Genomic DNA, 1,911 nt, shown 5'->3' on the forward strand with positions numbered 1-1,911 from the left:
TCACCGACCCCAAGGCCCAGGAGCTGCGGGACGGCGACCTGGTCCTGGCCCAGGTCGGCACCTCCGAACAGCGCTACGGCCCCAAGCGCGGCAAGCTGCTGGAGGTGGTGGGCCGCGAGGACCAGCCGCGCGCCGCCTCGCTGATCGCCATCCACTCCCACGGCAGCCACCGGCTTCCCGGCGGCCGCGGAGGCCGAGGCCGCGGCCGCCCAGCCCCCGACGCTGTCGGGCCGGGAGGACCTGCGCCAGGTGCCGCTGGTGACCATCGAACCGCCGGACGCCCGCGACCACGACGACGCCGTCTATGCCGAGCCCGACACCGAGGCCGGAAACAAGGGCGGCTGGATCGTCTGGGTCGCCATCGCCGACGTGGCGGCCTATGTGCGCCCGGGCTCGTCGCTGGATGTCACGGCGCGGGAAAAGGCCAATAGCGTCTACTTCCCCGACCGGGTGGAACCCATGCTGCCCGAGCGGCTGTCGGCGGGGCTGTGCTCGCTGCGCCAGGGCGAGAACCGCGCCTGCATCGCCGTGCGGATGGTGTTCGACAAGTCGGGCCGCAAGAAGGGCCACAGGTTCGTGCGCGGCCTGATGCGCTCAGCCGCCAAGCTCTCCTACGAGCAGGCCCAGGCGGCCATCGACGGCGAGCCGGACGATGTGACCGGCCCGCTGCTCGCCCCCATCCTGGAGCCCCTGTGGGCCGCCTACCGCTGCATGCTGCAGGGCCGGCTCGCCCGCTCGCCCCTGGCCATCGAAAGCGCCGAGCGCCGCATCCTGATCAATCCCGAAGGCGAGATCACCGCCATCACGCCCCGCGCCGCGCTCGAGGCCCACAAGCTGATCGAGGAGATGATGGTTCAGGCCAATGTCTGCGCCGCCGAGACGCTGGAAGCCAAGAAGACCCCGCTGATCTACCGGATCCACGACACCCCCAGCCAGGAGAAGGTGCAGTCCCTGGCCGAGTTCCTGGCCACCCTGGACATCCCCTGGAACAAGGGCGAGGCGCCGCGCACCGACCGCTTCAACAAGCTGCTGGCCGAGACCCGCGAGGGACCGAACGCCGACATCATCAATGAGGTGGTGCTGCGCAGCCAGATGCAGGCGATCTATTCCACCGAGAACATCGGCCACTTTGGTCTGAACCTGGCCCGGTACGCCCACTTCACCTCGCCGATCCGACGCTATGCCGACCTCATCGTGCACCGGGGCCTGGTCCGGTCCCTGGGTCTGGGGGACGACGGGCTGAGCGACCAGGACATCAGCCAGATGAAGTCCACCGCCGAGCAGATCACGGTCGCCGAACGCCGGGCCATGGCCGCCGAGCGCGACGCCACCGACCGCTATGTCGCCGCCTTCCTGGCTGACCGGGTCGGGGCGACCTTCGCCGGACGGATCACCGGGGTGACGCGGTTCGGGCTGTTCATCCGCCTGGCCGAGACCGGGGCCGACGGCCTGGTCCCGGTGTCCAAGCTCGGGGGCGAGTTCTTCATCCACGACGATCGCAGCCACGCCCTGGTGGGGGAACGTTCCGGCGCCCGCTGGCCGCTGGGGATGCAGGTGGAGGTCAAGCTGGTGGAGGCGACCCCGATCACGGGAGGCCTGCTGTTTGAGATGCTGAGCGAACCGCAACCCCGCGATCCCAACGCCGCCCGGCCGCGTATCGGGGCCATCCGCCGCGCGCCCGGCTCCTTCGACGCCAAGCGCAAGGGCGGCCCGCCCAAGGGGGTGCGGAAGGGCAAGCGGCGCTAGGCCGCAGCACAAAGTTCGGCGTTAACCCTACGGCGCCGTTCCCTCCGGAAGACTCGGGTCATACAGTTGTTTCATGACCGATGCGAACCAAGCTTCCCGTGCGACCGAGGGCAACCGTGTGCGCCAAGCCGGCGTCAAGGCCGTCAAGCCGCGCGACGCCGCCAC

At 70.2% G+C, this 1,911-nt stretch carries 1 pseudogene; it reads left to right on the forward strand.

Annotated features, from left to right (window positions below):
* Nucleotides 1-1,746 (forward strand): annotated as a pseudogene (gene rnr, locus RMO97_RS00580) (ribonuclease R); the annotation flags it as partial.
* Between the last annotated feature and the right edge of the window lie 165 nt (nt 1,747-1,911).

This window comes from Phenylobacterium sp., from assembly GCF_031425575.1.
Classification (GTDB): domain Bacteria; phylum Pseudomonadota; class Alphaproteobacteria; order Caulobacterales; family Caulobacteraceae; genus Phenylobacterium.